Below are 22,303 nucleotides of genomic sequence, written 5' to 3' on the forward strand. Positions count from 1 at the left end.
ATTGGGGAGACTCGTTAATTCGAGTCTCTCTTTCCATTAAAAAATCAATACTTAGGCGCTATTAGAATATCAAAACTAAAATAACTAAAAAATTACTAAAAATAGGTATAGCAAACAAAACCCCTAGGGGTTTTGCGAATTTTCCTGTTTTCCCAACAACTACTTACATGAAAACATAATTCTTTTTCTAAACAAATTGAAATTTTTCATACCAAAACAATTTCTTTTTAAAGTCTTTATCTTAGTATGAGTACCTTCAAGTGGACCATTAGACCAAGGATAATCAAAAGAATTACATATCTCATCAAACCAGTTATTAAAAGCAGTGATACAAGATTTAAATTCTTTTAAATCAGATTCTTCAGCTCTTCTTATCCATTCCCTTAAAGATTTAGATGCTCTAACTCTATTGGGTTGACTTAGAACATATTGGTAAAACAGTTCCTTTAACCTATATGCTAACTTCAAATCGTTGTTTAAATCAAGCATTAAAGAAACTTCTTTAGCTTGTTCAGTTGTTAAATTAGAAGCAGGTTTTGTAAGTAGACTCCTACTTCTCTTAAAATACTTTCTAAGATTAGAAGAAATATCTTTTTGAATCCTCTTTCTAACATTCTCTAAAGCCCATGAAACTTGTCTTATGAAGTGATACCTATCAACTATATGGATAGAAGTTTTAAAGAACCTATTCTTAACAGACTTAAAGGTATTGGACATATCACTTACAAAAAACTTAACTTCTTGCCTCTCCTTGTTAGGAACTTTTTTAAAGTATTTAAACAAAAAGTTCTTATCCCTAGTAGGCAAAATATCAATGACAGAGTGGTTATCACCATTAAGAAGAGAAGTCTGATACTTAAAACATCCGCTATCTCCTTTAAACTCATCTATACACAATACACTTGAAAGTTTTGCTCTTGAAACATATAAACAATGTAAAATTCTCAAAACAGTATTAGAAGAAACATTATACCTACTAGCAATAGAAGAGCTAGAATGAAGTTCATTAAATTCAGCAACAATAGCAAAAACAAGCCTATAAGCCATAGTGTGACCCTTAGCAATAAAATCAAGTTCTCTTTCAAAACGACAACCACAAGACTTACAATCATACCTAGTCTTCTTTAAATGAATAAGACATTTCTTACCATGAATATGAGTATCCTTAATCTTTTGAATCCTATGATCATGAACCCAAATCTTTGTAGAACCACAGTGAGGACAAGTATCCATCTTTGTAACAGAAGCATGAATGTGAACAAATTCCTTATCCTCACAAAAACTATCAAAAATTACATCTTTAAAACCCAACAAATTCATGTTATTATTATTTTGCACTTATATGCACCTCCTAACAAAGTTTGTTGTTATTTTAAGTTTAGGACTAAATGCGTATAAGTGCAATTTTTTTACATAAAAATATCTGTTAGAGATTTACTCCCCAACAGATATTATAGAGCCAGTTTTTTTAGATTTTATGTCAAATTTTGGGGCTCAATAATATTGAGTCTTTTTTACTGCAAAATCAAATATGTACATAAATAAGTTTACTTAAAACTAATGGTAGTATGAAAAGCATAGTGCATAATTTTAAGTAAACTTCAGATCATTTTGTTAAAGGAGAGATTAAATTTTAGCATGGCGAATAAGCTGATTAATTCAAGATTGTTTTCATAGTTTTTTGTGTAAATTTTATTGTATATGTGTTAAACTTTTATAAGTTAGTATTGTGTTATGTGTTTAGCGTTGATTTTTTTAAGCTTTTGATATATATTAAAATTATTACTTGGAGGTCTAAATGAGATTAATTTTTGATGTAAATGGCGGAGATAATAAATACGAAATTATAAGGGGAGCTATTGAAGTTTCTAATGAATGTGATATAGATATTATTTTAGTTGGTAGAGAAGATTTTATTAAAGAAAATCTCCAAAAACTAGATTACAATAAAGACAAGGTTGAAATAGTTGGTGCAGAAGAAAATATTGAAAATAACGAAGACCCTGCCTTTGCACTTAGACGCAAGAAGAATTCTTCTATTGTAGTTGCAATGAATTTATTAAAAGAAAAGAGAGCTGATGCATTAATATCAGCTGGCAGTACGGGAGCACTTCTTGCTGGAGGGCTTTTTATAGTTGGAAGGATCAAGGGAATAAAAAGAGCTGTTCTTCCAACAATTATTCCTGGAATAAAATCAAATACAATGATAATTGATTCAGGAGCAAATATGGATACAAATCCTGATCTTTTACTGGAATTCGCAATGCTAGGAGAAACTTTTTTAAGGGAGTATTATAAAATAGATCCTCCAAAAGTTGGTCTTTTAAATATAGGTGTTGAAGAAGGTAAGGGGAATTCTCTTTATAAAGAAACCTATACAAAGTTAAAAGATAGCGATATAAATTTTGTGGGAAATATTGAAGCAAGAAATATTATGAACAATGAAGTGGATCTTGTTGTATGTGATGGTTTTGACGGAAATATTTTATTAAAATCAATTGAAGGAGTAATTGATTTTGCTATTAAAAATGTTTTTTATAATATTGAGAAATCTGAACTAGATGATGAAAGTAAAAGTGCTTTTACAAAATTTTTAAAGGATAAATTTAAAAATTTAGATGCTAAAGAAGTTGGTGGCACAATCCTTTTAGGAATTGATGGAAACATTATTAAAGCTCATGGAAATTCTGATAGCAGGGCAATAAAAAATGCTGCAAAATATGCTATAAATATAGTAGAATCTAATGTAGTTAATAAAATAAAGGATAAGGTGGAAAGAAAATGAAAGAAAGAATTCTAGAGATTATTGCTGAACAATTTAACATTGATGTAAATGAACTTAATGAAGACATGAATTTTCAAGATGATCTTAATGCTGATTCCATTGAACTTGTTGAATTAGTAATGACAATTGAAGAAGAATTTGAGATAGAAGTTTCTGAAGAAGATTTAGAAAACTTAAAAACTATTGGCGATGTAATCGACTATGTAGAAGATTTGGATCAGTGATTTTATGTCCAAGGACCATCTAAAATATCTTGAAAAAAAATTAAATTATAATTTTAAAAATAGAGAACTTTTAGAAAGGGCTTTGACTCACAGTTCTTTTGTCAATGAAAATAATATGGAATTCTATGAATGCAATGAAAGGCTTGAATATCTTGGAGATGCAGTTTTAGGATTAGTTATAGGAGAATATTTTTACAAAAATTTTCCAGAGGACAGGGAAGGCTCTCTTACAAAAATGAGAGCTGAATCTGTAAATGAAAAAGCTTTGTTTTTTATTTCTAAGAAATTAAATCTTGGCGATGCTATAAAATTTGGAAAGGGAGAAATAAAAAGTGGTGGAAGAAATAGGGAGTCTACTTCCGCTGACGCTCTTGAAGCTTTAATTGGAGCAATTTATTTAGATTCAAATTTTGAAAATGCTAAAAAGATTATTTTGTATTTATTTCAAGATTTTTTAGAAAGAGATAGCTACAAGTCATTTAATATAGATTTTAAAACTAAACTTCAAGAAGAGGCTCAAAAGTCAAGTAAAAAAGCGGAATATAAACTAGTTCGAGAAGAAGGACCTGATAATAACAAAACTTTTTTTACGGAATTGTATTTAGATGAAGCTTTAGTTGGAAAGGGCAAAGGAAAAACCAAGAAAGAGTCACAACAAGAGGCTGCAAGAGATGCACTTAATAGGAGTGGTAAATTTGTCTAAGAGAAATATTATACCAATTTTTATTCCACATTATGGATGCCCCAATGATTGTGTTTTTTGCAACCAAAGAAAAATTACGGGAATGTCTACAGATATTTCAAATAGTGATGTTGAAAATACTATTTTGGAATATCTTTCTTATTTTAAAAGAAAAGATAATGTTGAAATTGCATTTTACGGAGGAAGCTTTACTGCGATACCAATTGAAAAGCAATCAGAATTTTTAGAAATTGCATATAAATATAAGAAAAGAGGTCTTGTAAAATATATTAGACTTTCTACAAGACCAGATGCAATTGATGAGGAAGTACTTAAAAATTTAAAGAAATATGGTGTGGACATTATTGAGCTTGGAGTGCAAAGTCTTGATCCAAAAGTTTTAAAACTTTCTAATAGAGGGCATGATGCAGAATGTGTTTATATATCTTCAAAATTAATCAAGGAGTATAAATTTTTGCTTGGGCTTCAACAAATGGTAGGTCTTCCCGGTGATAATTTAGAAAAATCTATTTTTACAGCAAAGGAATTTGTAAAATTAGATCCCTATTGTGTAAGAGTTTATCCAACTCTTGTAATTAAAGAAACAGCACTTTATAAAAATTTAGAAGAGGGCAAGTATAAAGCTCTTGATTTAAAATCTTCCATTAAATATGTTGCAGACATTCTTGATATTTATTATAAAAACAATATTAATGTAATAAGGGTGGGACTTCAGCCAACGGATAATATTAATTATGATGGAGATGTAGTAGCAGGAGCATTTCATCCTGCATATAGGCAGTTGGTTGAGTCTTTTTATTTTAAATGTGCATTATTAAATTATTTTAAAGAATCAGAAAATATAGATGATGAAGTTTTAATATGTGCAAGTGGAAGAAATATTTCAAATATTAGTGGGCAAAAATCAAAAAATAAAAATGAGATGATCAAAGAACTTGGAATTTCAAAAATAAAGCTTCAAGAAAAAAATCTCGGTTATTTTAAAGTTGAAGTTCATGGAAAATTTTTAGAATTTATTGATGTAAGAGATTATTATAGGTGAGTAGATGTTTTTAAAATCAGTTACTATACAAGGATTCAAATCCTTTGCAAATAGAACAAAAATTGAATTAGATAAGACTACTACGGCAATAGTGGGACCTAATGGAAGTGGAAAAAGCAATATAACTGATGCCATTACATGGGTGCTTGGTGAAACATCAGTTAAAAATCTTCGTGGGAACAAAATGGAAGATGTAATTTTTTCTGGAACTGATGAAAAAAAACCCCTTGGGCTTTGCGAGGTTACAGTTGTTTTTGATAATAGCGACAAATCTTTAAGCTTGCCCTTTAATGAAGTTTCTATTACAAGAAGAATGTATAGATCTCTTGAGAGCGAGTTTTTAATAAATAATAAAAAGTGTAGACTTAAGGATATTAAAGAACTTTTTATGGATACTGGTATTGGAAAAGATGGTTATTCTGTAATAGGACAAGGAAAAATAGAGTCTGTCTTGAGTTCAAAGCCTGAAGATAGAAGAAATATTTTTGAAGAAGCTGCTGGAATTTCTAAATATAAGTACAAAAAAGTTCAATCTACTAACAAACTTTTAAAAACTGAGGAAAATTTAGTTAGAATTGAAGACATTTTGTCAGAAATTGTACTTCAAGAGGAAAGCTTAAGAGTTCAAGCAGAAAAAGCTAAAGCGTACTTAGAAGATTACGAGACTTTAAAGATAAATGACATAAATTATTCTTGTAAAGAGATAAAAAAGGTAGAAGAAGAAAAAAAAGAACTAGAAAAAAATTCTGCAAATTTAATAAATGATTCTGAGGAAATTTCTTTAGAAAGGGATAAATTATCCAATGAATTGGAACCTTTAAAAAATGAAATTTTCGAGATTTCAAACAAAAATAATAATTCTAATGAATTATTAAATCAGCAAAAAGAAGAATACGATAGACTATATTTAGATATAAATTTGCAAAGTGAAAAAATAAATTCACTAAAGAAGGATTCCCAGAGAATTGATTTAGAAAAGGACTCTCTAAATAAAAATATTATTTTATTTAATGAGAATTTAGAAAGTTTAGCAAGGGACGAAGAAATTTTAAAGAATTCTAAAGAGGAAATTACAAAAAAATTAGATGAAAAAAATAATATTATTGCAAAACTAGAAGAAGAGTTTAAAAATTTAGAAAAAATTGGAAATTTAAACTTTGAAAATAAAAATAAAATAAAAAACGAAATTGAAAATATAAAATTTAAAAATGAAACTTTAAAGGATATTATTGAAGAGAAAAACAATAGAAAAGTAAATTTAGAAAAAAATATTGAGAGTCTTAAGCTAAACGAATCTGAATTTGAAAAACTTATTGAAAAAGAGTCAAAAGAAGTTAATAGATTAAAGAGTGTCATGGAAAAAGATAGTTTAGAGTTTCAAAAAACTGAAGATAGAATAAGAGAACTTAAAGAAAAAAACAAAGTTCTTGAAGATAATTTGATTTTAAAAAATAATAATTTAAATGAAGTAATGGCTAGATTAAAAATATTAGAAAACATGGAATCAAATTATGAAGGGTACAATAGAACTATTAAATCCTTTATGAACTTTTCTTCAAGAAATAATATTTTTAGAGACACACTATATGGACCTGTTGCGGAAAAATTTTCTGTGGAGAAAAAATATGAAAAAGCCATCTCTGTAGCACTTGGGTCAATGTCGCAAAATATTATTGTATCTTCAACTAAAGAAACATCGGAGATGCTAAAAATACTTGAAAAAAACAAAATGGGAAGGGCGACTTTCTTGCCTCTTGATAGAGTAAAGGGCAGCAAGGTGAAGATAAATACACCTGAGGATGGGATAATTGGCATTGCATGTGATTTAATAAAGTTTGATGACTTATTTAGCGAAATATTTTATAACTTACTTGGCAGAGTTATTATTGCTGATAATTTTAAAAATGCTAGTGCTATTTCAAAAAAATATAAATTAAAAGTAGTAACATTAAAGGGCGAAGTTTTCAATCCTTCTGGAGCAATAACTGGAGGTAGTTTAAATACTTATAATAGCAGTTTTATTTTGCGTAAAAATGAAATTACTGAATTGCAGTCTAAAGCAAAGGAAATAAATTCTGAAATTAAAAATTTTAAAAGAGATAAAGATATAATTGAAAGAGAAATTTTTGAGTTAAGCAATTTAGCCGATGAATTTTTAGAGAAACAAAAATCCTATAATTTAAAAATATCTGGTATTGAAAAAAATATATATAAAAATAAAAACGATAAAGATTTAAACACAAATTATTTAAATAAGTATGAAAAAGAAAGAGAAGATTTAGAAGAAAACATTAAACTTGATTTTTCAAATTTGAACAAAAATATTTCAGAGATTGAAAATAAAAATAAAATTTTAGATGATTTATTGCTTGAGGTAGACAGTGATGCAAAACTTTCTAATTTGTCAAAAGAAATTGAAATTTTAAAAAATGAAAAAATTGATATTCAACTTTTAGAAAGAGAAAATCATGAGAAATTACTTTATAATAAGAGGGAAAGGGAAAGAATTAAGTCTGAAATCTTTAATATTGAAGAAAAATTAAAGGATAATAAAAATTCCCTAGAGGATACAAATAGAAATATTGACCGAAAAGCTAATTTAAATGAAGAAAATAAAATTAAACTGTCAAATTTAAGTGAATCAATTGAAAATTTAAAGACCTCTATAAATAATTACAAGGAACTTTTAGAAGAAAAAAACAAAGTTTATTTAAGCAAAAAGGATAAATTAAGTGAGTTAAAGGAAAGGCTACTAATTATAAACTCTGAGTTAGAAAAAATCACTTTAAAAATTGATATAAATAAAAATAAAATATTAAATGAAACTTTAAGGTTAAATGAAGAATATAATATTGACGACTATAATGAGTACGTTGACGAAAGCCTTCCCAATATAAGGGATAGTCTAATTAAAAAACTTAAAAAAAAGGTTAGAGATTATGGAGAGGTAAATATTTCATCTATTGATGAACATAAAATTATTAAAGAAAGGCTTGATTTTTACACTTCTCAAAGGGATGACCTCATCAAGTCAAAGGAAGAAATAAAATCTATTTTAAGTAAATTAGATTATGAAATGAAAAAAATATTTAGCGAAGCCATGAGTGAAATCTCTACAAATTTTGCTGAAATTTTTAAAATTTTATTTAATGGAGGTCGTGCTGAAATAAATATTGAAGGTGATTTACTAAATTCTGGAATAGAAATCAAAGCATCACCCCCAGGGAAAAGACTTCAAGCCCTTTCACTTCTTTCAGGTGGAGAAAAATCTCTCACTGCTGTGGCACTTTTATTTGCCTTGTTAAAATACAGACCTGCATCTTTTTGCATTCTTGACGAAATAGATGCGGCTCTAGACGATGCAAATATTAAAAGATATGCTGATTATCTTTTAACTTTGGAGGGAATTCAGTTTATAATTATAACTCACAGAAAACTCACAATGGAGATTGCAAATACTATGTATGGTGTTACAATGGAAGAAAAGGGAATTAGTAAATTATATTCTGTAAAATTAAAGGATTAGGAGCAAATTATGTTTGAATGGTTAAAGGATAAATTTAAGAAAAAAGAAACTGAAGCTAAAGAAGAAATTCAAGAAACTGTAGAAAAAGTTTCTGAAAAGGTAAGTTTGGATGATGAAGTAAATAGAGTTATCTCTGAAGATCTAGAAAAAAATTCTGATTTAGATAAAGAAGTAAAAGATATTGATGAAGAATTATCTAGTGACGAGAAAATTAGTGAAGATTTATCAAAGAAAGTTTTTGAAGTAGAAAAATCTTATGAAGAAAATTTTATAGAAGAAAATAATGAATCTTTAGAAGTAAAAAAAGAAGAAGCTAGAGAAGATACTATTGAAGATCCAAAAGATAATTTGGATATCAATGAAGAAGAGATTGAGAGCGTAGAATCCGAAGAAAAACTCGAAAAAATTGAAGATGAAAAATTTGAAATTAATGAAGAAACTATAGAAGAACCTAAAAAGGTTTCACTTTTTCAAAGATTAAAAGAAGGTCTAGATAAAACTAGAAAAGAAGTTGGAATAAAAATTAACACAGTAATTGGAGCTTATGTAAAAATAGACGATGAAATGTTAGAAGACCTTGAAGATATTTTAATTTCAGCAGATGTTGGAATGGAAACTACGATGAAGTTAATTGACAATTTACGTGAAACTATTATAAGAGAAAAGATAAGGGATCCTAAGGAAGTCAAACCTATTTTAATGGAAGAAGCAAAGAAATTAATGAATCCTGAATTAAATACAAAAATAAAATCTGAATCACCAGTTATAATTTTGGTTGTTGGAGTAAATGGAGTGGGAAAAACTACTACAATTGGAAAACTTTCACAAAGATTTAAAGGAGAAAATAAATCTGTTTTAGTATGTGCAGCAGATACTTTTAGAGCGGCAGCCATTGATCAACTAAAAGAATGGGGAAATAGGGCAAATGTTGACGTAATTAGTCATGATGAAGGTTCTGATCCAGCGGCAGTTGTTTTTGATGCAATTGAAGCAGCAAAAGCTAGAAAAACAGATGTATTGATTGTGGATACTGCGGGAAGACTTCACAATAAGTCAAACCTTATGAAAGAACTTGAAAAAATCAATAGAATTATAACTAATAAATATCCTGAAGCAAATCGTGAAAATTTATTGGTGCTTGATGCAACGACGGGTCAAAATGCTATTAATCAAGCAAAAACTTTTAAAGAAGTTACTGATGTTTCTGCAATTGCGCTAACTAAACTTGATGGAACTGCAAAGGGTGGAGTTGTCATTGCACTTCAATCAGAACTTGGAATTCCAATTAAACTTATTGGAGTTGGAGAAGGTATAGACGACCTTCAAGATTTTAATATTGATACATTTTTAGAGACAATTTTTGGATAGAGTAATTTTATTAAAGTAGGATCTTTCCTACTTTTTTTATGCAAAATTTTGTCATGTATTTTATATGATGTTTATAAAATAAAATTACTTAAAAAATAAAAAAGTTGTTGACATATTTGAAGGTATTAGCTAAAATAATAAAGGTCAAGTAAAAAGGTTGACCTAGCTAGAAATGGTGATAAAAATGAATGAAAAATTTTTTAGGATGAACAGCTTACTTGATTTTTATGGAAATCTTCTTACTGAAAAACAAAGAAAAGCAGCGCTTATGTATTATGTCTATGATTGTACAATAAACGAAATATCGTCAGAACTTAATATTTCAAAACAAGCGGTGTTTGACAATTTAAAAAGGGCAGAAAACAATTTAGAAGGCTTTGAAAAAAAGCTCGAATTAATAAAAAACGCAAAAAAAGAAGAAGATAATAAAGAAATAAAAAGAAGAAAAATTGAAACTATATTAGAAAGTATAGAAAAAGAATCTTTAAATGAAAATAATAATTTGAAATTTAAAGAGCTTAGAAAAATACTTTTTGACTAGGAGGTGGTTTTTTGGTATTTGAAAGTTTATCCGATAAATTGCAAAGTACTTTGCAAAAATTAACAGGAAAGGGTAGATTATCCGAAAAAGATATTGACGCAGCTATGCGTGAAGTAAAACTTGCACTTCTTGAGGCTGATGTAAATTTTAAAGTTGTTAAAGACTTTGTAAAAACAGTTAAAGAGAGAGCTTTAGGAAAAGAAGTTTTAGAATCTCTTACTCCAGGCCAACAAGTTATTAAAATTGTAAATGAAGAGCTCACAAGATTAATGGGTACTAGCGAAGTTAAAATTGACTTTTCAAAAAAACCTACAGTTATAATGATGTGTGGACTTCAAGGAGCAGGTAAAACTACTACAAGTGGTAAGCTTGCAAATAAATTAAAAAAAGATGGAAAGAGACCTCTTTTAGTTGCTTGCGATATTTATAGACCAGCAGCTATAAAACAACTTCAAGTTGTTGGTAAATCAGTTGATACTCCAGTTTTTACAATGGGAGATAAAATTTCTCCAGTAGATATTTCTAAGGCTGCTCTTGAGCATGCTAAGAAAAATGGAAATGATGTAGTTATCATAGATACAGCTGGCAGACTTCACATTGATGAAAAGTTAATGAAGGAGCTTCAAGATATTCACGAAGCACTTGAACCTTCAGAAGTACTTCTTGTACTTGATGCAATGACTGGTCAAGATGCAGTAAATGTTGCCGATAAATTTGATGATATGTTAAAATTGACAGGTGTAGTACTCACTAAACTTGATGGGGATGCTAGAGGTGGGGCTGCTCTATCAATTAGATCAGTTACTGATGTCCCTATAAAATTTATTGCCAGTGGTGAAAAGATGGATAATATTGAAGTCTTCCACCCAGATAGGATGGCTTCAAGAATACTTGGAATGGGAGATGTGCTCTCCTTAATTGAAAAAGCACAATTAGCTGTGGATGATAAAAAAGCAAAAGAACTTGAAGAGAAGCTTAGAAAGTCAACATTTACTTTTGAAGATTTTTTAGACCAGATGCAGCAAATGAAGAACATGGGACCACTTGAAGATATTATAGGAATGATACCAGGTATGAATAGCAAAGCTTTAAAGGGTATTAACTTACCCGATAATGAATTTGCTAAAGTTGAGGCAATGATTCTTTCTATGACAAAAAAAGAAAGACAAAAGCCTGAAATTATAGATTCTTCTAGAAGAAAAAGAATTGCAAAGGGTTCTGGAACTAGTCCAGCAGATGTGAATAAACTTATAAAACAGTTTAAAGACATGAGAAAGATGATGAAACAATTTGGAAACATGTCCAAAAGTATGGGAAAAAGAAAATTTAAATTACCTTTTTCCTTTTAAGGTAGCTTATATATTTTAATATATAAATTTTATTGTGGAGGTGAATAATTTGGCAGTAAAAATTAGACTTAGAAGAATGGGTACAAAGAAAAAACCCTTTTATAGAATAGTTGTAGCAGACTCTAGAAGTCCTAGAGATGGAAAATTCATCGAGGAGATTGGTTATTATAACCCACTTACGACTCCTAAAAAAGTTGTTGTAGACTCAGAAAAAGCAAATAATTGGATCAAAAATGGTGCAAAACCTACTGATACAGTTGACAGACTTTTCAGAGAAAACTCAGTATATAATGCTGGTGCAAACTCAAATAATACAGCAGAAGCAAGTGAATCAGAAGCTACTGAATAACAGTATGTTTGGAGGACCAAAATGGTTGAATTAATTGAATATATTGCTAAATCTTTAGTTGACGATCCTTCTTCAGTTGATGTAACAATGACTAGGAATGATAATTCAATTGATATTAGACTTAAAGTTGCATCAAATGATATGGGAAAAGTTATTGGCAGACAAGGTAGAATTGCTAAGGCAATAAGAGCAATTTTGAAAGCTGTTTCACTCAAAGAAGATGTAAAGGTTAATTTAGAAATTGAAGAATATTAAAGATTCAATTACGTGCATTGGCAAGATAATAAATACTCATGGTATTAAGGGTGAAATTAAAGTTGAGCCTTATACTTTTGACAACAAAAGATTTTCTGAACTAAAAAGCGTATTTGTAGGCGATGAATTAATAGAATTTTCTATTAAAAAAGTTAGAGTGAATAAATTTGTATACCTTACTTTTGATGGATATGAAAATATTAATGATGTTCTTATTTTAAAGGGCAGCTATATTTACATTAAAGATGAAGATAGACTAGCTTTAGATGAAAACCAATACTATATTTCTGATATAATTGGAAAAAAAGTTTATGATACTGAAAAAAATTATATAGGAATATTAAAAGAGGTATTGGAATATCCTGCTAATGATATTTTTATAATTGAAAGTGAAGATAAAAGTATTTATCAAATACCAGCAGTTAAGGAATTTATAAAAAAAATAGATTCTACAATAACTATTAAATTAATAGAAGGAATGATTTTGTGAAAATAAGTGTTTTAACATTATTTCCCGAATTCATAAATAAGATTAGAGATTTTTCTATTGTTGGAAGGGCTATCGGCGAAGGTAAATTAGATCTTGAAACTGTGGATATTAGAGATTTTGCCATAAACAAATATCTGCAAGTAGACGATTATCCCTATGGCGGTGGACCAGGCATGTTAATGCAAATTAAGCCAATAGTAGAGGCAATAGAATCTGTAAAGAAAAACAACTCTAAGGTTTATTATATGTCTCCACAGGGAGAGGTTTTGAATCAAGATAAACTAAAGGAACTTAGAAGCGAAGAACACATAATACTTTTAAGTGGCCATTACGAAGGTATTGATAATAGAGTCGTTGAAAATTACGTAGATGAAGAAATTTCCATTGGCGATTATGTTTTAACTGGTGGAGAGTTGGCATCTATGGTAATTATAGACGGTGTATCAAGGCTTCTCGACGGCGTTCTTGCAAGCGATGAGTCTTTTAAAGAGGAGTCTCATTACAATGGTCTTTTAGAGTATCCACAATACACTAGACCAAAAGAATTTAGAGGATTTGAAGTTCCTGATATTCTTTTAAGTGGAGATCATGAAAAGATTAGAAAATATAGACTTAGAGAGTCTATAAAAAACACTTTGCAGAAAAGACCAGATTTATTAGAAAATAAAATTTTAAATGATGAAGAAAAAGATATATTGAAAGATTTACTGGAAGGAGGTAAAGACAATGGATTATATTAAAGCTATTGAAGATGAACAATTAAATGAAAATTTACCTAAATTTAATGTTGGGGACACTGTAAGTGTTCACTATAAAATTATTGAAGGCGAAAGAAAAAGAATCCAAGTTTTTGATGGAACTGTAATAAAAATTCAAGGAAAAAGCTCTAGAAAAACTTTTACAGTAAGAAGAATTTCTTATGGCGTTGGAGTTGAAAGAACTTTCCTACTTAACTCACCAAGAATTGCTGATCTTGTTGTTACAAGAAAAGGTAGAGTTAGACGTGCTAAACTTTACTATCTTAGAGATAGACAAGGCAAGGCTGCAAAAGTTAAAGAAAAGACTAATTACTAAGAGTGGGACTTTAAGTCCTATTTTTAGTATCTTTTATTTTGAACAAATAAATTAGAGAGGTGATATATATGAAAAAGATTTTTTTGGGAATTTTTTTAATTATTATTTTGGCGGCAGGCACATTTTTATTTGTTGAAAATAGAGGAACTACTAAAATTTCAACTAAATACGATAAATTTAACTTTATAACTGAAGACAAAGACATTGACAAAGAAGATTTTTGTATAGAAGATGGAATGATTTACTTATCTCTTGACTACATAAAAGAATATTTAGATGAAAATATTTTTTATGATAAATCAACTGGAGAAGTAAAAATAGAAAATGAACATGCGAATAAAATTTTAAAGTTAGATGAATATAAAGCAAAATTTAATAGCGGCACAATAGATTTAAGAGCACCAGTTATTGAAAAAAATGGAAAGATTATGCTTCCAATTGAAGCATTTATCTACGATTATAATGTAAATCTTAGATATAATAAGGACATTAGACTTTTGCTTTTAGATTATAGAGATAAAGAATATGAGTTAACTAAAACTACAAAAGATACTTTTTTAAGGGAAGATAGTTCTCGAAGGAGTCCAATTATCAAAAAACTTCCTGAAGGGGAAAAATTATATGTATATAGTGAAAAAAGTAAATACTATAAAGTTAGAATGCCTGAAGGATATGCAGGCTATGTTTTAAAAGATGATGTTGATGAAAATTTTGAAAAATTTACACTAGCATCTGCAACAAAAAACACATCTAAGAGTCCGATTAATTTAACATGGGACTATACTTATGCAGAACATTCTGATGAAAAAGTTAATCAAATAGTTGGAATTAATGGACTTGATGTAATTATTCCTACATGGTTTTCTATAAAAAATGGCAATGGCGACATGATAGACAGGGGAAATTTAAATTATATAAAAAAATATAATGATTTAGGTATAGAAGTTTGGGCTTACTTGGACAATTCTTTTGATCCAGATATTACTCATGAAGCTTTATCTAATAAGGAAACTCGCAAGAAAATCATTGATAAGACTTTAGAGCTTTGTAAAAAATATAATATGAAGGGAATAAACATTGATTTTGAACATACGAGGAATGAAGATAGAGATAATATAACTGCTTTTGTAAGTGAGTTTAGAGAAAGTGCTGGAGAAAATTTTATCTTGACAATTGATGTAACTCCACAAATTTCTTCAGATGTTACCAAAGAGCCTTACGACAGAAAAGCTTTAGCGGAAATTTCTGATTATATAGTAGTTATGGCTTATGACCAACACTGGGGTTCATCAGAAGAAGCAGGATCTGTTGCCCAATACAAATGGGTTGAGGGAAGTATAAATGTGCTATTTAGAAGCATTCCTAATAAAAAAATGATTTTAGGTGTTCCACTTTATACAAGATTATGGAAAGAATCAAAGGGAAAAGTTACATCAAAGGCAATTTCTATGTCTGAAGTTTCAAATATCATTGCATCTAAGGGTTTAAAACCAATTTGGGACAAAGAGTCGCAACAAAATTATGTTGAATATCAAGAAAAGGACTCAACTTATAAAATTTGGATTGAAGATGCAAATTCTATTGAGAAAAAAGTTTCTCTTGTAAATAAATACAATCTAGCTGGAGTTGGAAGTTGGAGACGTGGATTTGAAACTCAAAATATTTGGGATGTAATTTCAAAAGAATTAGAGAAAACAAAATAACTAAAATTGACAATTTAGTTTTTTAAGTATAAAATTGAATAGTATTAAAATATAATTTTATTAGGATGTGTTTAAAATTTTACCAGATACACATAAGATTGTGGCAAAAATAGTCCACGATAGAATAAAAGATAAATATGATATCAATTTAAATTTAGAGAAAATGCTTTGGGGTTCAATTGCTCCCGATGTTTTACCTTACTATAAGACAAAAAGACATTATTTTGATGAATCAGGGGATTATATAGCAAGAGAAATAAGTAAACTTATTTATTTTTCTAGATATTCCTATTCTGAGGGAAATGAAAGTAAATTATTTATTAACTATATTAGTAAAAAGCTTGGCATAATTATGCATTATCTTTGTGATTTTGTATGTTATCCCCATGCTTATAGAATGACTTTTGTTGAAAATCTAAGGAAACATATTAAGTATGAACAAGATTTAGCTTTATATGCTAGAGAAAATAAATATTTAGAAGAAAATTATAGAGAAGTAATTTCTTTGGAAAACATAAAAATTTTTGAAAATTTAGATTTAAGTCTTGATAAAAAAATTAAAAAATATTTAGTTAATGTAATTGATGAGTATAAGAATTCAAACCACAATTTCGATAATGATTTAAACTTTGCTTTAAATTTATCAACAAATATTTCTATTCTTGTAATTAAATCAATATTTGAATATAGTGGGGAATTTGATATACAATTTATTTAAGAAATAAGATTCTTTCGCTCTTTGGAGTGAAAGAATTTTTATAATTATGGAGGAAAAAGATGAGAAATAATTCTAGTGCCACAAAATTAGACCTTAGAGAAACACAAATAGCAATTAAATCAGTGAAAGATTATTTTCAAAGAGATTTAGCAAATACTTTGAACTTACAAAGAGTTTCTGCACCGCTTTTTGTCCGACCTGAAACAGGACTTAACGACAATTTAAATGGGGAAAAAGCGGTAGATTTTTACTTGAAACATTATGGAATAAATGTAGAGATTGTTCAATCTCTTGCAAAATGGAAGAGAAATGCTTTAAAAGAATACAAGTTTAACAAGTATGAAGGTATTTATGCAGATATGAATGCCATAAGAGCAGAAGAAGAACTTGATGAAATTCATTCTTCATATGTGGATCAATGGGATTGGGAAAAAATTATTGATAAAAGTGATAGAAATAAAGAGTATCTTTATTTAACTGTTAAAGAAATTTTTTCGGTTTTTAAGAGAACTGAAGAATACATTAATCAAACTTACCCCTATATACTTTCTAAAAAGTTGCCTGATGAAATATTTTTTATAACATCACAAGAATTAGAAGATTTATATCCTGGTAAAAGTCCTAAAGAAAGAGAAAAATTAATTTGTAAAGACAAGGGAGCAGTTTTCATCATGGGAATTGGAGAAAACTTAAATTCTGGAAAACCTCATGATCTTAGAAGTCCGGATTACGATGATTGGAAGCTTAATGGAGATATTTTATTCTGGGATGAAGTTTTAGATAATTCTCTTGAAGTTTCTAGTATGGGAATTCGTGTAGATGAAAACTCTCTAAAAAGTCAATGCGAACTTACAAATACAACTGATAGATTAAAATTAAAATATCATCAAGACATTTTAAAGGCAAATCTTCCATACACAATTGGTGGAGGTATTGGTCAATCACGAATTTGTATGTTTTTTCTTGAAAAAAGCCATATTGGAGAAGTACAAGTTGGAGTTTGGGACGAAAATAATTTAAATTATTGTAGAGAAAATAAAATAAAATTATTATAATTTTAAAAAATTTACAAATTGGATACAAATCCTTCGGAATATATAGTATAATATTTTTATACGAAACCGGAGGATTTTTTTATGGACTTGGCACAAAAATTAAATCAGAAGCCTTTTAAAATTGCCTTTAAGGATATAAAAAAATACCTAATTGCAAACTTCTTATACAATGGCGATTTGGATAGCATAAATATTTTACTTAACTTATACAATATTTATGAGTCAATCGAAAACATATACCCGAGATATGTTACTCTTGAAAATTTGAGAAAAGATATAATTAAAATTTATAGGCAAAAGGAAGGCATTGAGCTTATTGCACAGAACCTTTCTAGTCTAATACATGATGATATTAATAGATTAGAGCTTTATTTATATTTAGAAGCTTATAGGTTTGGGTTTAATTCAAAAAAACATATTAATATGCTTGAAATAATTACATTAAAGTATCTAACTATTGATGAACTTTATAATAGAAAAAAACTTTTTCAATATGAATTTCGAAATGAGGAAGTTTTGTCTTTTAAAAAGTTAATTTTTAAAGAAATTAGAAAAGATAAGCAAATTAGGATTTTTATAAAAAATACACTTTCAGATGTTAAGAAAAAGTTGCTTAATGAAAAAATTAATAGTATAAACGATCATCTTGATTTACAACTTTTTTTTAGGAGTGAAAACGACGATGTTAAAATTAGAGAGGTGGATTCATATCTGACTGAATCTGAAATTATTGCTCTAAATAATAAAGTTTCCAAGTTTCTTTACATAGATGGATTTAGGATTTTTAAAAATGGTTTTTGGGATGGAGTTAACGATAGAGTTTTAAAGAGATACAAGTAAGGATAGTTCTACACTATCCTTTTTAAAGTGGTGATAATTTGGTAATAATGGGTATTGACCCTGGAATAGCAATAGTTGGATATGGTTTTTTGGATTTAAGGGGAAATTCTTATAAAGTTTTAGATTACGGTGCCATTACTACAATGCCCAAGGTTCCACTTGCAGATAGATTAAATTTAATTTACGAAGAAATGAATGAATTAATAGAAAAGTATAAGCCTATTGATATTGCTTTTGAAGAATTGTTTTTTAACAAAAATGTTAAGACGGCAATTACTGTTGCTCAAGCTCGTGGTGTTGAAGTTTTGTCGGCAAAAAAAAGTGGTGCAGGTTTATATGAATACACGCCTTTGCAAGTTAAACAAGCTCTTGTAGGTTATGGTCGAGCTACAAAAGCACAGGTACAAGAAATGGTTAAGATCATTTTAAATTTAAGTAAAGTTCCAAAGCCTGATGATGTAGCAGATGCACTTGCAGTTGCAATAACTCATGGAAGTTCAATTAAGTTTAAAGAAAGTTTTAGGATGATATAATGATAGAATTTTTAAAGGGCAAAGTACACTCAACAGATAGGGGGTATTTAGTTCTTGAAGTTAATGGAATTGGTTATATAATCAATATGATTTCAAGAGAGCTCCATACATTTTATAAAAATGAAGAAGTCTTTATAAATATTAGACTTATCTTAAGAGAAGATGCTGCAATTTTATATGGATTTAAGGATAGCGAAACAAGAGATGCCTTTGATCTTTTGACAACAGTATCTGGAATTGGGCCAAAACTTGCCATGGGGATTTTAGATGGAGATGATGTGTCAAATATAGCAAAATATATTATATCAAAGGATGACAAATCTCTTGTGAAACTTCCTGGTGTTGGGAAAAAGACAGCACAGAGAATAATTTTAGAATTAAAGGATAAAGTTGAAAAATTAAATTTAAATCTAAATTTAGAAACAGAAGTTGTTAGTACATTTGATGAAAATGATGATCCGGCAGTTGAGGCACTTATATCATTAGGTTATAATATATATGACGCAAGAAAAGTTCTTGAAAAGATAGATATATCTTTAGATATATCTGATAGAATAAGAGAAGCACTGAAATTAATGGGTTGATATTATGGATAGAAATAGATTAGTCGAGCCAGAATTTATAGATGGAGATACAAAAGAAATTAGTCTTAGACCTAAGTGGTTAAGTGAATATATAGGTCAGGAAAAAATTGTAGATAATTTAAAAATTTTTATAGAAGCTGCAAAAAATAGGTCAGAGCCTCTTGATCACACTTTACTGAGTGGGCCACCTGGACTTGGGAAAACAACTCTAGCTGGTATTATAGCAAATGAAATGGGAGTTAATTTAAAAGTTACATCAGGACCTGCAATAGAAAAACAAGGGGACTTAGCTAGCATCCTTACAAATTTAAATAATGATGATGTGTTATTTATAGATGAAATTCATAGATTAAATAAATCTGTTGAGGAAATTCTTTATCCAGCAATGGAAGATCACGCTCTCGATATTATTATAGGAAAAGGACCTTCAGCAAGATCTATTAGACTTGATCTTGCACCCTTTACACTCATAGGAGCAACTACAAGAGCAGGAATGCTAACCTCTCCACTTAGAGATAGATTTGGAGTAATGTTAAAGTTAGATTTATATGACACAAAGTCTTTAGTAGAAATTATTATGAGATCTGCAAAAATTTTAAATATTCCAATTGAAGAAGAGGGAGCTATAGAAATAGCCAAAAGATCTCGTGGAACTCCTAGAATAGCTAATAGACTTCTAAAAAGGGTAAGAGATTATGCCGAAGTAAGAGAGGAAGGCGTAATAACTACAAAGGTAGCTATGAGGGGTTTAAATCTTTTAGAAATTGATAAGTATGGATTAGATAATATTGACAGAAGAATAATTCTTACAATGATTGAGAAATTTTATGGGCGTCCTGTTGGAATAGATGCTATATCAGCTGCTATTGGAGAAGATAAGGGAACAGTAGAAGATGTATATGAACCATATTTAATGCAAATAGGTTTTATTATTAGAACTCCTAGAGGTAGAGTTGCTACAAAAAGAGCTTATGACCATTTTGGAATAGAATATAAGGGTGATTAAAATGAAAAAAATCTTATTATTAGCAATAATATTTATGTTATTACCAATTAACCTTTTTGCTAAGGATGATTACGACAAAATTGATATTAAAATTGGAAAATCTGTAAATGAAAAGGAAAATTTAAAATTAAAATCTAAAAGTAATTTATTTATTATTACTTCAGATGACCAAGTTATAAATAAGACTAATAATAAAGAAATTGACATAATGTTTGATGGAGAAAATATTAATTTAAAAGGAAATAATTTTAAATTGGCAAATTTTCCGCAAGATGGAGCTTTTTTAATAGGTTCAGATTCTCCAATATATGTGGATAAAATAAAAAGAAATTATAGAGGTGCAATTTCATTTAGAGTTAATAATGGAAAATTAGACATTGTGAACAATGTAAAAATTGACGATTATTTAAGAGGAGTACTTCCTAAAGAAATGAGCCCAGAATTTCCAATGGAATCATTAAAGGCACAGGCTCTTTGCTCGAGATCCTTTGCAATAAATAATTTCAACAAATATATTAAAAAGGGATATAATCTCGATGACACGACAAATTCCCAAGTTTATTATGGAAAAGATGTTGAAGAAAAATCAACTGATAAAGCTGTGGAAAGTACATTAGGAGAAGTAATTAAATATGATGGCAAAATTGCTGAAACAATTTTTTGTGCATCATCAGGAGGATATACCGTTTCATCATCAGAAGCTTGGGGCGGAAATTTTGTACCATACTTAATATCCAAGGAAGATCCCTATTCTACTTATCCATGGGAGTATACTATAAAGGATGGCGACTTAAAGAAATTAGATTTAACCGATATTTTGGGAGTTGATTTTGATTTAACAAACTCTAATAGAGTTAAAAATATTACTTTTAATACATCTAAAGGAGATGTTACATTAAAGGCAAAGGATTTTCGAAATAAAATAGGAAATACAATAATTAAATCTACATTATTTGATATTAATTGCGACAATGGCAAAGTAATTATAAAGGGAAAAGGATATGGTCATGGAGTTGGCATGAGCCAATATGGTGCTGTAGAAATGGCAAAAAAAGGCAGCGATTATAAGGATATTATTGAATTTTATTTTCCTGGTACAAATATTGAAAAGATAAAATAATAATAGAAAGGCAAAAATGAAAACAAAAGATTTTTATTACGACTTACCAAAGGAATTAATAGCACAACATCCTGTTGAAAAAAGAGATCACTCAAGGCTTCTTGTCTTAGACAAAAAAACGGGAAAAATGGAACACAAACATTTTTATGACATAGTTGATTATCTTAATGAAGGCGATGTGCTTGTATTAAATGACACCAAGGTAATGCCTGCACGAATTTATGGACATAGAGAAAATAAAGAGGAAAAAATTGAATTTCTTCTTTTAAATAGAAAGGGAGATATATGGGAATGTTTATCTAAACCTGGTAAAAAAGCACAAATAGGAACTAAAATAATTTTTAGTGATAAATTGTCCGCAGAAGTAGTTGACATTTCTCATGATGGATCTAGGTTTTTAAAGTTTCAATATGATGGAGTTTTTGAAGAAATTTTAGATGAACTTGGCGAAATGCCACTTCCACCCTATATTACAGAAAAACTTAAAGACAAAAATAGATACCAAACTGTATATGCGAGAGAAGAAGGTTCAGCTGCAGCACCAACTGCGGGACTTCATTTTACAAAGGAACTTCTTCAAAAAGTTAAGGACAAAAAAGTAGAAATTTGCTACATTACACTTCATGTCGGTCTAGGAACATTTAGACCTGTAAAAGTTGAAAATATTGATGAACATGAAATGCATTCTGAATTTTATATTATGAATAAGGAAGTTGCAGATAAAATAAATGCGGCAAAAAAAAGAGGGAATAGAGTAATTGCTGTTGGCACTACAAGTGTAAGAACTGTGGAATCTATTGCCGATGAAAGTGGAAAAGTTTGCGAAAAAAGTGGATTTACAAATATATTTATTTATCCACCCTATAAATTTAAGTGCATAGATGCTCTTATAACAAATTTTCACTTGCCAGAATCTACTCTTTTAATGTTAGTGTCTTCACTTTCAACTAGAGAAATTATTTTAAAAGCGTACAAAGAAGCGGTGAAGGAAAGATATAGATTTTTTAGCTTTGGCGATGCAATGTTTATAAGGTAGGT

The 22,303-nt window shown here is 28.9% G+C and carries 23 protein-coding genes; 22 read left to right on the forward strand and 1 reads right to left on the reverse strand.

What is annotated here, in order from left to right:
- Positions 1-159: 159 nt before the first annotated feature.
- The gene (locus HKO22_RS02475) at positions 160-1,338 is read right to left on the reverse strand and encodes an ISL3 family transposase (protein ID WP_169968286.1); all 1,179 of its coding nucleotides are present in this window, start codon (positions 1,336-1,338) and stop codon (positions 160-162) included.
- 460 nt (positions 1,339-1,798) lie between these two features.
- Here HKO22_RS02475 and plsX point away from each other — a divergent pair, with 460 nt between their 5' ends.
- The 22 genes from plsX to queA all read left to right on the forward strand — a co-directional run bounded on the left by plsX (position 1,799) and on the right by queA (position 22,301).
- The gene (gene plsX / locus HKO22_RS02480; protein ID WP_169968288.1) at positions 1,799-2,785 is read left to right on the forward strand and encodes a phosphate acyltransferase PlsX; all 987 of its coding nucleotides are present in this window, start codon (positions 1,799-1,801) and stop codon (positions 2,783-2,785) included.
- Positions 2,782-3,009, forward strand: coding sequence for an acyl carrier protein (gene acpP / locus HKO22_RS02485; protein WP_075659184.1), 228 nt, complete (start codon positions 2,782-2,784; stop codon positions 3,007-3,009). Before plsX ends, acpP begins: the two co-directional genes overlap by 4 nt.
- Positions 3,010-3,013: 4 nt before the next feature.
- On the forward strand, positions 3,014-3,712 hold the full coding sequence (gene rnc, locus HKO22_RS02490; RefSeq protein WP_075659183.1) for a ribonuclease III: 699 nt from the start codon (positions 3,014-3,016) through the stop codon (positions 3,710-3,712).
- Positions 3,705-4,754, forward strand: coding sequence for an elongator complex protein 3 (locus tag HKO22_RS02495; protein ID WP_169968290.1), 1,050 nt, complete (start codon positions 3,705-3,707; stop codon positions 4,752-4,754). Before rnc ends, HKO22_RS02495 begins: the two co-directional genes overlap by 8 nt.
- A 4-nt stretch (positions 4,755-4,758) precedes the next feature.
- Positions 4,759-8,280 carry a chromosome segregation protein SMC gene (smc, locus tag HKO22_RS02500; protein WP_169968293.1) on the forward strand — a complete coding sequence of 1,174 codons (3,522 nt, stop codon included), beginning with the start codon at positions 4,759-4,761 and terminating at the stop codon, positions 8,278-8,280.
- Positions 8,281-8,289: 9 nt separating this feature from the next.
- A complete protein-coding gene (ftsY, locus tag HKO22_RS02505; RefSeq protein WP_169968294.1) occupies positions 8,290-9,648 on the forward strand; it encodes a signal recognition particle-docking protein FtsY in 1,359 nt (452 codons plus the stop codon).
- A gap of 184 nt (positions 9,649-9,832) precedes the next feature.
- Positions 9,833-10,189, forward strand: coding sequence for a YlxM family DNA-binding protein (gene ylxM, locus HKO22_RS02510; RefSeq protein WP_169968296.1), 357 nt, complete (start codon positions 9,833-9,835; stop codon positions 10,187-10,189).
- An 11-nt stretch (positions 10,190-10,200) separates the two neighbouring features.
- A complete protein-coding gene (gene ffh, locus HKO22_RS02515) occupies positions 10,201-11,538 on the forward strand; it encodes a signal recognition particle protein (protein WP_075659179.1) in 1,338 nt (445 codons plus the stop codon).
- Positions 11,539-11,587: 49 nt separating this feature from the next.
- Positions 11,588-11,887: a 30S ribosomal protein S16 gene (gene rpsP, locus HKO22_RS02520; RefSeq protein WP_075659178.1), complete on the forward strand. Its 300-nt coding sequence runs from the start codon at positions 11,588-11,590 to the stop codon at positions 11,885-11,887.
- A 21-nt stretch (positions 11,888-11,908) separates the two neighbouring features.
- Positions 11,909-12,142 (forward strand): KH domain-containing protein, encoded by a 234-nt coding sequence (locus tag HKO22_RS02525; protein ID WP_075659177.1) that lies wholly within the window; start codon positions 11,909-11,911, stop codon positions 12,140-12,142.
- The gene (gene rimM / locus HKO22_RS02530; RefSeq protein ID WP_075659176.1) at positions 12,129-12,632 is read left to right on the forward strand and encodes a ribosome maturation factor RimM; all 504 of its coding nucleotides are present in this window, start codon (positions 12,129-12,131) and stop codon (positions 12,630-12,632) included. Before HKO22_RS02525 ends, rimM begins: the two co-directional genes overlap by 14 nt.
- Positions 12,629-13,372, forward strand: coding sequence for a tRNA (guanosine(37)-N1)-methyltransferase TrmD (gene trmD, locus HKO22_RS02535; RefSeq protein WP_075659175.1), 744 nt, complete (start codon positions 12,629-12,631; stop codon positions 13,370-13,372). The genes rimM and trmD overlap by 4 nt, the downstream gene beginning before the upstream one ends.
- Positions 13,359-13,706: a 50S ribosomal protein L19 gene (gene rplS / locus HKO22_RS02540; protein WP_075659174.1), complete on the forward strand. Its 348-nt coding sequence runs from the start codon at positions 13,359-13,361 to the stop codon at positions 13,704-13,706. Before trmD ends, rplS begins: the two co-directional genes overlap by 14 nt.
- Positions 13,707-13,774: 68 nt before the next feature.
- Positions 13,775-15,409 (forward strand): glycosyl hydrolase family 18 protein, encoded by a 1,635-nt coding sequence (locus HKO22_RS02545; RefSeq protein ID WP_169968298.1) that lies wholly within the window; start codon positions 13,775-13,777, stop codon positions 15,407-15,409.
- Positions 15,410-15,476: 67 nt separating this feature from the next.
- Complete coding sequence (locus HKO22_RS02550) at positions 15,477-16,127, forward strand: zinc dependent phospholipase C family protein (RefSeq protein ID WP_328818592.1); 651 nt, start codon at positions 15,477-15,479, stop codon at positions 16,125-16,127.
- A 59-nt stretch (positions 16,128-16,186) separates the two neighbouring features.
- The gene (gene asnA / locus HKO22_RS02555; protein ID WP_075659171.1) at positions 16,187-17,182 is read left to right on the forward strand and encodes an aspartate--ammonia ligase; all 996 of its coding nucleotides are present in this window, start codon (positions 16,187-16,189) and stop codon (positions 17,180-17,182) included.
- 81 nt (positions 17,183-17,263) lie between these two features.
- Entirely contained in the window at positions 17,264-18,022 is a 759-nt protein-coding gene (locus tag HKO22_RS02560) for a hypothetical protein (RefSeq protein ID WP_075659170.1), read from the forward strand.
- A 38-nt stretch (positions 18,023-18,060) separates the two neighbouring features.
- Entirely contained in the window at positions 18,061-18,555 is a 495-nt protein-coding gene (gene ruvC, locus HKO22_RS02565) for a crossover junction endodeoxyribonuclease RuvC (protein ID WP_169968300.1), read from the forward strand.
- Positions 18,555-19,139 carry a Holliday junction branch migration protein RuvA gene (gene ruvA / locus HKO22_RS02570; protein WP_169968303.1) on the forward strand — a complete coding sequence of 195 codons (585 nt, stop codon included), beginning with the start codon at positions 18,555-18,557 and terminating at the stop codon, positions 19,137-19,139. The genes ruvC and ruvA overlap by 1 nt, the downstream gene beginning before the upstream one ends.
- Positions 19,140-19,143: 4 nt before the next feature.
- Complete coding sequence (gene ruvB / locus HKO22_RS02575; RefSeq protein ID WP_169968305.1) at positions 19,144-20,145, forward strand: Holliday junction branch migration DNA helicase RuvB; 1,002 nt, start codon at positions 19,144-19,146, stop codon at positions 20,143-20,145.
- A 1-nt stretch (position 20,146) separates the two neighbouring features.
- Positions 20,147-21,265, forward strand: coding sequence for a SpoIID/LytB domain-containing protein (locus HKO22_RS02580; RefSeq protein WP_169968307.1), 1,119 nt, complete (start codon positions 20,147-20,149; stop codon positions 21,263-21,265).
- A gap of 16 nt (positions 21,266-21,281) precedes the next feature.
- Positions 21,282-22,301, forward strand: coding sequence for a tRNA preQ1(34) S-adenosylmethionine ribosyltransferase-isomerase QueA (gene queA / locus HKO22_RS02585; protein WP_075659165.1), 1,020 nt, complete (start codon positions 21,282-21,284; stop codon positions 22,299-22,301).
- The last annotated feature ends 2 nt before the right edge of the window (positions 22,302-22,303 follow it).

The sequence above is a fragment of the Peptoniphilus faecalis genome, assembly GCF_012976305.1.
In the GTDB taxonomy this organism is placed as follows: Bacteria; Bacillota; Clostridia; order Tissierellales; family Peptoniphilaceae; genus Peptoniphilus_A; species Peptoniphilus_A faecalis.